7 protein-coding genes are annotated in these 8,890 nt (G+C 59.1%); 3 read left to right on the plus strand and 4 right to left on the minus strand.

What is annotated here, in order from left to right:
* Nucleotides 1–568: 568 nt before the first annotated feature.
* Nucleotides 569–2,347 carry a N,N-dimethylformamidase beta subunit family domain-containing protein gene (locus tag VL752_RS10420; protein WP_325354861.1) on the minus strand — a complete coding sequence of 593 codons (1,779 nt, stop codon included), beginning with the start codon at nt 2,345–2,347 and terminating at the stop codon, nt 569–571.
* 396 nt (nt 2,348–2,743) lie between these two features.
* Between VL752_RS10420 and VL752_RS10425 the strand changes: the two genes are divergently transcribed.
* From VL752_RS10425 to VL752_RS10435, 3 genes are read left to right on the plus strand one after another with little or no spacing between them, the layout of a single operon-like run.
* The gene (locus VL752_RS10425) at nt 2,744–3,727 is read left to right on the plus strand and encodes an ABC transporter substrate-binding protein (RefSeq protein ID WP_325354863.1); all 984 of its coding nucleotides are present in this window, start codon (nt 2,744–2,746) and stop codon (nt 3,725–3,727) included.
* Nucleotides 3,728–3,750: 23 nt separating this feature from the next.
* Complete coding sequence (locus VL752_RS10430) at nt 3,751–4,572, plus strand: ABC transporter permease (protein ID WP_325354865.1); 822 nt, start codon at nt 3,751–3,753, stop codon at nt 4,570–4,572.
* Nucleotides 4,569–5,339 (plus strand): ABC transporter ATP-binding protein, encoded by a 771-nt coding sequence (locus VL752_RS10435; protein ID WP_325354867.1) that lies wholly within the window; start codon nt 4,569–4,571, stop codon nt 5,337–5,339. The genes VL752_RS10430 and VL752_RS10435 overlap by 4 nt, the downstream gene beginning before the upstream one ends.
* 710 nt (nt 5,340–6,049) lie before the next feature.
* Here the strand turns inward: VL752_RS10435 and VL752_RS10440 are convergent.
* The 3 genes from VL752_RS10440 to VL752_RS10450 form a co-directional block, all read right to left on the minus strand.
* Entirely contained in the window at nt 6,050–6,811 is a 762-nt protein-coding gene (locus VL752_RS10440; RefSeq protein ID WP_325354869.1) for an ATP-binding cassette domain-containing protein, read from the minus strand.
* Nucleotides 6,812–6,814: 3 nt separating this feature from the next.
* Complete coding sequence (locus VL752_RS10445; RefSeq protein WP_325354871.1) at nt 6,815–7,798, minus strand: ABC transporter permease; 984 nt, start codon at nt 7,796–7,798, stop codon at nt 6,815–6,817.
* A 75-nt stretch (nt 7,799–7,873) separates the two neighbouring features.
* Complete coding sequence (locus tag VL752_RS10450; RefSeq protein WP_325354873.1) at nt 7,874–8,794, minus strand: substrate-binding domain-containing protein; 921 nt, start codon at nt 8,792–8,794, stop codon at nt 7,874–7,876.
* Nucleotides 8,795–8,890 lie beyond the last annotated feature (96 nt).

Here is an 8,890-nt window from a genome sequence, read left to right on the forward strand (position 1 = left end):
TGGGCAGTGCTTGCCGCCTGGCCGCCGCTTCAGTAAAGAGGAGCTTCCATGTCCGCGTAGCTCAGCAGGATAGAGCACAGGATTCCTTGTTTCGAACTGGGCGCCGCGCCGGGAAACCACGCGGCGGATCTGCTCAAAGTCGGGGAAAGCTTGGTGGCCACACTTGGCTGCCGTGCCAATCCCGAGCCAAGCCGGCATCGCCAGATGCGGGAAGGTGTAGAGACTGGATGGGCGGCGCCTAAGGGCCTTCGGGCCTAGGGCGAAGGGACAGTCCAGACCACGAACCGGCCCCTGTACGGGCCGGGCGGCGAAAGCCGAAGTGGTATGAATCCTGGGGCCGTGGGTTCGAATCCCGCCGCGGACATGCCCCACCTTTTTCCGGTCATGGCAGGCTGGATCACAATCAAGCAAATCAGCGAGTTACGGTGTCTTGCTCCGCCGTCCTTTATCCCCTTTGGTCAGAGGACATGTCCGGCCGAGGGTGGCAGCGTAGGGCATCGTCACAGCCGCACTGCCCTTAAGCGCCGCCGGCCGTAACAGCGCAGCTTCCGGAACACGTCGCTTCGAATTACGCCATCCGTCGCAAAACATTCGCGGTGATCTGACCGACCGATGTGACCTCACCCCCAGAGGGCAAAGCGCCGCACCAAGCCACAGACCCTGCGCCGAAGATCAGGCCGCCTTGCGGCGTGCGTCGGATCACCATTTCAGCGACGCGCGCACGGGCGCGGTCCTGAGGCGTAGCAAAAAACTCGTTCGGATCGGTCGCATAGCTCTCATCGAAGCCGGTCGCCGCCGCAAGCACGACAGTCTCCGGATGCGTCCCGAGCGCGGGGTCCGTGCGATCTACCTCGTATCCTGCCGCCCCGCCAAGGACGGTGCCGGCGAGACCGAATCTATTCTCGGTGACCCCCTCGAAAACCCAAAAATAGTCCGCCGCATCGCTCGCCATGCGGCGGCGATAGGGGCGAGCCGGGCCGAAGCCCATCATGGTCATACCCGTACCAACGACAGAGAATTCGGAGCGGCCACGCTCTCGCCATAGACCACCAATTTCGCCTGTGAGCGACAGGTTGATCTCGCCCGGATGACCATCCCAAGTCCGTGCGCCAAGCCCCTGGCCGCGGCGAACCTCCACAAGGTCTGCCCTCACAGCCGTGACCCACATGAACCCGTTGCCGCCGAGATAGGCGAGTGAGCCGCCGCTGTCGATAAAATGGCGCAGCGCATCCTGCATCGGCGTCGTCCAATACTCGGGATGGCTCCCCGTGAAGACGCCGCGATAGCCGACCAACGCTGTCCTTCCCTCCTGATGCAGATCATGATCCGTCACGAGATCGAAAGCGATGCCTTCATTCCGGCAAAATCGCAGCAGCTGCAGATCAACGGGAAGAAGATGCGGACTGCCGGACAGCGGGTAGAGATGATCATCGCGAAGCGTCGCCTTCGGGCGACGCGTCGTGGTTAAGCTGACGCCGCTGCCGTCGCTATGGCGATCGTAGAGGCTGAGCAAACCATTGTCTTGAGCAAAACGATTGCCGCGATCATGGCACAGCCAGGGGAAGAGCGCCTGGGGCAGATTTTCATCGGCATAGGCCAGATAGGTGAGGGTCGGCACAAGGAAAACCAGCGGAGCGCTGCGTGCCTTGGCGCGTAGGAAAAACGGAATCCGCTCGATGCCTTGCACTGTCGTAATCTCCGCGGCGTAAATACCGGCTTCAGCATCCTCTGGCGACTGGATGTGATGGGTGACAGGCCAGTCGAGCCCAGCCATGTCGTCATCATGGCAGTGAATCGCGTCATACTGCGTGGGGTCCAGCCGAGGATCGTGGATTGTCCCGTCCCATCGCATCGACGCCATCGCGAACGTTGGAAGATTGTGGATCGCGAGTGGCGGCCAGTCGCCCCTAACAGGCGATAGCTTCGCAACCGGCGGTCCCGGGGGAAAGTGCCATACGGCGACATCGATGTTGTCGAGTGTCAACACTGGCCGAGCCCAGCAGGCATTGACGGTGATCTCGTCGTCATCGCCACCCAGATTGATGCTCGTCGCTCTCCAGTTCCGTGTGACTGGCAGCGTGAGCATTGTTGTCTTCGATTCTTGATCGATCATCAGACGGATAGCATGGTCGTCGATGGAGAGCGTGACGCGCATCCAGCGGTCGGCCCATAAGGGGTGCTCGGCACGAGCTTCGGCGGGCCCTTCTTGTAGAACAACACCTTCAGGGAGGACCTGCAGCGCAATTGTTCCGAGCCGCAACAGGGTTCGTGGCGTCGGATTTGTCGTCAGCAGGCACTCGAACGTGAAACGCAGATGTTGCGCTGCGTGCAGCCTCGCCTCCGGCAATGGGATTTCTATCCAGGACCCCAGGCGAAGATCTCTTGCAGCCACTGGAGCCCCCGGAATCACGATCCAGCCGGATACCGGCCGCGGCCCCTCCGGCCTATCCAGTTGCACGATGCGAACACGAGCTGATGGATCACAGCAGGTAAGGTGGAGCCCGGCCGAAGCTCCGGCCCGAATGCTCCATGGCTCGACAAAGCCGGCCGCGGCCATCGCCTCGTGCTTCACGCGCCGTATAGCCATCTCGCCCCCTCCTCGACGTCGAATTAGGCATAATAATGTCTAATCATATGATTGACAGTTGCCGGGTTTGGGGCTTGCATCCTGCAGGCCGAACGAGCGCCCGACTGTCGGCAACGGAAGGCTGGGGCCGTAATTCTTTGCATTGGGAGACGTCACATGGCGAAGAGACGAATGGCAAAGACGGCAGGCTGGGCGGCTATTCTCGGATTGGGACTCGGTATTGCGCAAGCTCAGGCGGCCGACAGCAAGCCCATCCGCATGGGCACGGAACCCTGGCTCGGCTACGGACAATGGGATGTCGCGTCGGCCAAAGGCATCTTCGCTGCCAATGGCCTCAGCGACGTGAAGATCATCAATTTCACGGAAGACAAGGATCTCAACGCGGCATTGGCGAGTGGCCAGCTTGATGCTGCGAATGTCGCGACCCATACGGCGATGGTGATGGCAGCCTCCGGCCTGCCCATCAAGATCGTTATGCTGTTGGATTTCAGCCTCAAGGCCGATGCCATTCTCGCCGATAAGGATATCGGCTCCATCGCTGCGCTGAAGGGCAAGAAGGTCGCCTTCGAACAGGGAACGACAAGCGACATCCTGCTCAACTATGCGCTCCACGCGAATGGAATGACCATCTCGGACGTGAATGTCGTGCCTATGCCCGCAGCCGATGCGGGAACTGCCCTTATCGCGGGGCGCGTTCCCGTTGCCGTAACCTATGAACCCTATATCAGTGCTGCGCTTGCGCACGGATCCAATGTGAAGCTGCTCTATACGGCCGGCACCGATCCCGGTCTCATCAGCGACGTGCTTGTGGTACGCGATGATGTCCTTAAATCACGTCCCGATGCCGTGAAAGCGCTGATCGCCTCCTGGGGTGCCGCGCTGGAAGACTATCAGGCGCATACCGCAGCGGATCGCGCGATCATCGCCAAGGCGGTCGGCGATACGCCGGCGGATTTGGCGACCGCCTTCGATGGCGTACGCTACTACTCTGTCAGCGAGAATAAAGCCGCCCTGACAGGCGATTTCGCTCACAAGACCTTCCTTGACGTCAAGCAGGCCGCCAAGAACGCCGGCCTGCCCACGGATGGCGTATCGGCTGATACGCTCATCGACCCAAGCTTCGTGCAGTCCGCGCAATAGGGTTTTGATGACACGCCTCGACCATGCTTGACGCCGATAAAAGGCGCCGCCCGCGAAGGCGCCTTTTCCGCATTGGTGCGGAACTCGATGGAAAGCTGCATCTCGCCATCGCCGTCGCTGTCTTCCTTACACTGGGCTTTGCCTGGTGGGCGGTGACGTTCAGTGGCCTCGTGCAACCGCTGTTTCTGCCCGCCCCAGGTGCCGTCTGGCATCGCATGGTGTCGCTCGCACTCGACGGCACGCTCTGGCAGGACTCCATCATCAGCCTCTACCGCATAGCCATCGCTTTCGCGCTGGCCTCCGCGATGGCCATTCCCGTTGGAATCCTGATCGGCTGTTTCCGGGTTTGGGAAGCGGCGATCGAGCCGCTGGTCGATTTCGTGCGTTACATGCCCGTAGTCGCCTTTGTACCGTTGACGATCCTGTGGTCCGGCACGGGTGACTGGCAGAAGTTCCTCATTATCTGGATCGGTACCTTCTTTCAGGAAGTGCTGATGGTGATGGACAACGTAAAGCGCGTGCCGGCCGACTACATCGGCCTCGGCCGCACACTCGGTCTTCCCGAGCGACGTATTCTGTGGCGCATCGTCTTGCCATCGGCCTTGCCTGGTATCTGGGATACGCTGCGTATCAGCGTCGGTTGGGCCTGGACCTGGCTTGTCTTGGCGGAATTGGTCGCGGCGACCTCCGGTCTTGGCTACCGCATCACTGTGTCGCAGCGCTTTTTTCAAACTCAGACGATCATCGGATATATCCTTCTTCTTGGTATTTTCGGACTGATCACGGACCAGGTGATGAAAGCTTTGGAAAAGGTCCTTTTTCGCTATCTGAGCGTGTCTCGGTGAACACCGCCCCGAAGCTCGCAATCACCGCCCTGAGCAAGACCTTCGGGAGCGGCCGCTCGCAGACCGTTGCTTTACGAGACATCAGTCTCACTCTTGCAGATAACGAATTCGTCTCACTCGTCGGCACGTCCGGCTGCGGCAAAAGCACGATCCTTTCCATCGTCGCAGGTCTGCAGGACTATGATGAAGGAACCGTTCTCGTAGACGGCGCGCCGATCAAAGGACCGGGGCTGGATCGGGGTGTGGTCTTCCAGTCCTACACCCTGCTTCCCTGGCTCACCGCGCGACAGAACGTCGAATTCGCACTCAAGGCGGCGGGCTACAAGAAAAATGCGTCTCGCGACTTAGCCGATGAGCACCTGAAACTTGTCAATCTTGAAAAATTTGCGGAGGCGTATCCCAGTCAGCTTTCCGGTGGCATGAAGCAACGCGTAGCGATTGCCCGGGCGCTTTCCTATCGACCGAAAATGCTGCTGATGGACGAGCCCTTCGGCGCCCTGGATGCGTTGACCCGGCATCAAATGCAGCAGTTGCTGACCCGCATCTGGGAAGAACACAGACTGACAGTACTGTTCGTCACCCACGACGTGGAGGAGGCCGTGTATATCTCCGATCGCATCGTGGTGATGGGAATGTCGCCAGGCTATATCAAGCAAAGTTTTCCTGTGGCGTTGCCGAGACCGCGACATCAAAGAATGATCGGCTCAGACGAGTTTGTCGCCATTCAGAGGGATGTGATGGCCGCGATACGCGGAGTTGCCGATTGAGCGGTGTTCAGCTGGGACCATGCCGCGGAGTGACCCAGGGCAATCGCAGGATCGAATGTCACGATACAACCACCGGGTGAGCCAGCTACAGCCTCTCGAGTTCCGTTCACTTGGACCCCGGACGCCTTCGCAACGCGAGGACAGGATGCGGCGGCCATCGGAGCCGCAATACATCGCACTCAGAGATGTTCAGTATAGATCATCTGTTTTCCTTTGTAGACTATGTAAAAATCGCTGTTGTCGAAGGGGAATATCTTCGAATTTCTAGCCATATCAATGGCAGCGGGATCGTTTGGAGCTTCAAAGATCTTGCTCTCAACAAAGATTCCCGCGGTAGACTGAAACGATTCCTCTTTGTACAAGCGTAGATCATAGGTTGGCATAGCAGTCTCCTGTCTGTTTCTTGGCCTATTGGGCGAGATTGCCTTTATAAGGTCGGCAATGGGGGCAGCTAGCTTGGCCCACCCAAAACTCATCAATGGATCTGGAGCGTGAACGACGCGCTAGATCGTTGAAGAATTGCGGTGAGAGTGGCTAGCTGCCACAGGCCGCCGAGTTCTGCCACCGCGGGGAATTAGAACCCGCCTGCCTTATGGAACAGATCGCTCGGTTATGCCTTCTCTATAGCATTTTGGCATTCCGAACTCAAGATAATCGGGTTTCGGAACCTGACGACAAATACTGGAAGCGGAGCACCGCCACCCTGCGGTTCAGCCGTCGCCAAATTCCGCGACGCCGGTAATGACCCGTTCGACCGCCTCGACCGTTGAGTGCTTGGGGTAGATGTCGTCGGCTACCACCTTGCCGCGGCGCATGACGACGATCCGGTCGGCTACCTGAAAAACGTGATGGATGTTATGGGCGATGAAGATGCAGGAATGACCGGAATCCCGCGCGCCGCGGACGAAGCGCAAGACGCCCTGTGTCTCCGCGACGCCAAGATTATTGGTTGGCTCGTCGAGAATGATCAGCTCACTGTCGAAATACATCGCGCGCGCAATGGCAACCGCTTGTCTCTCGCCGCCAGAAAGCGATCCGATCGGTGTGCTGGGCGGGATGTTCTTGCTGATGCCGACCTTTTTGAGCAGGTCGCGCGCCACGCTCTCCATGGTGGCGTGATCCATCAGGTTGAGGAAGCGCGGGCCCTTGAGCGGTTCACGCCCGAGGAACAGGTTTCGCGCAATGGACAGCTGCGGGACCAGCGCGGAATCCTGATAGATCGTCTCGATGCCACAGGCGATGGCGTCCCTTGTGCTACGGATGTCGACCTTCCTGCCACGAACGAAGATCTCACCACTCGTCAATGGAATGGCGCCGGACATGACCTTGATGAGCGTCGATTTTCCGGCGCCGTTATCCCCCAACAGGCCAACGATCTCGCTCTCTCCAACCGTTAGGTTGGCGCTCGTCAACGCCTGGATGTGCCCATAGGACTTGCTGACATTGGCCATGCGAATCAAGGGTTCGACCATAAACTAAGTCCCCGCGTTGTGGCGGCGTTCGAGACCGGAATGCAGCGCCATCATGCCGAGGATGATGGCGCCGATGAAGAGATTATAGGCGAGGCCGGGAACACCGACGAAAATGATGCCGTTCCGCATGACCCGCAAAATCAGAACACCGAGCACGGTACCGACGATCGTGCCGCGACCGCCGGTCAGCGCAGTGCCGCCGATAACCACCATCGCAATCACCTCCAGCTCATAGCCGGTACCGCTATTGGGATTGGCAGCCGATGTGCGGATCGAGCTGATGATGCCGGCGAGCGAGGCAACCAGGGCACACAGTATGAACAGCGCAACCTTCGTACGATCGACGTTCACACCGCGGGCGCGGGCCGCATTGGCGTTGCCGCCAGACGCCTGGATCCAGTTGCCGACCTTCGTGCGCGTCAGCACATAGCCGAGGAGCAGGGCCACGCCCGCGAACCAGAACAGCGACGCGTAAATCCGAAAGTCACCGATGCGGAATTCGCCTGCCAGAATTTGAGCCAGCCAATTACCACTGGCACTCCAGGTGCGTTGAGGAAAGCCGCTGGTCATGATCAGGGCAGTGCCGCGCACCACCAATAACATCCCGAGCGTCACCAGAAAGGAAGGGATCTTCAGTCGGGTCACGAATAGGCCGTTGACGAGGCCGATGAGTGCGGCCACCGCCATGGCGATGATGAAAGACACCACAAGCGACGCCGAGCCGCTATTGTGCAGAGTCCATAACAGGACCGGCGAGAAGCCGAAGACCGATCCTACGGATAGATCGAATTCCCCCGATGTCATCAGCAGGGTCATTGCCAGGGCGATGAGCCCAAGCTCGACGGTGAAGGCTAGAATGTTGCTAATGTTGAGGGGAGAGAGAAAGTCGTTGTTGAGGGTGCCAAAGGCGGCAATTTCGACGATGAGGAGGATCAGCGGTCCCAATTCGGGCGTGCCGATCAGGCGTCGGACGAGGCTATTTTCCACAATGAGGTCCGTGATCCGTTGGGGATGAACAATGTGGAGGCGGACGGTGCCAGAACCATCCGCCTCGCGCCTCAGCTATTTGCCCGACAAAATCTTGGCGTAGATGTTTGCGGTGGTCTTGTCGTAGAGCGCCCCGGTGATGACGTTGAAGCCGGGTGGAATGCCGCTGGCCGCCATGGCAGCGAGGGACAGTGCAACGTAGCTCGTTGCCTGCGGGTCCTGCCATTGCGCCGCTACGACGTAGCCGTCGAGCACTTCCTGCGTCGTATCGAGCGAGTCACCCCAGCCAATAACCGGGATTTCACCCGGCTTGACGCCGACCTGATCGAAAACTCGCTTGATGCTGCCTTGAACAAGATCGCCCAAGCCGATGATTGCCTTGATCTTCTGACGGTGTGCCGTAAGGTAATCGGACATGCGGCTGATGATTTCAGCCTGGTCCAAGGTCGAATCCGTAACTTCCCAGGTTATGCCCAGGGGTTTCAGAACCGACGCGGCACCCTGCTCCTCCTGCACACCATAGGTGGCGCCCGGAACCTCGACTGGCATCCAGACAAAGTCACCCGCTTTGATCAGGTGATGATCGACCAAATACTGCGCCCAGTGCCGGCCGAAAACAACATTGTCGCCGCCGACATAGGCATTGAAGCTGGCAGTGGGGTCAGGCGTGTTGAAGTTGATGATTGGAATATGTGCGGCGTTCGCTTCCTGCGCAATTTTCACCAAACTGCCGGGATCGGGACTGCTGGTGACGATGCCGTCCGCCTTGGCGGCAATGGCCTCGCGCTCGGCCTCCTGCTGCGCCGCCACATCGCCGTTGAAGAACGAGGTTTTGACGGTATTGCCGGTATCGGCCGCCCATTGCTTTGCCCCCGCCAGGAAGTAGGTCCAGACCGGGTCCGCCGGTGATCCATGTGAGATCCAGTAATAGGTCTTGGCTTGCGCCACGACCGGCGTCAGCAGCGAGAAGATCACGCCGCAATAGACGAGTGCCAATTTCCTCAGCATTCTTGTCGCCCCCATTTGTCTCGGCTTATTCTGCCGATGAAAGAAAAAACTATCGTGTCTGTTGCGATCTTACAATAAGCAATG

The organism is Acidisoma sp., assembly GCF_035492295.1.
GTDB lineage: Bacteria > Pseudomonadota > Alphaproteobacteria > Acetobacterales > Acetobacteraceae > Acidisoma.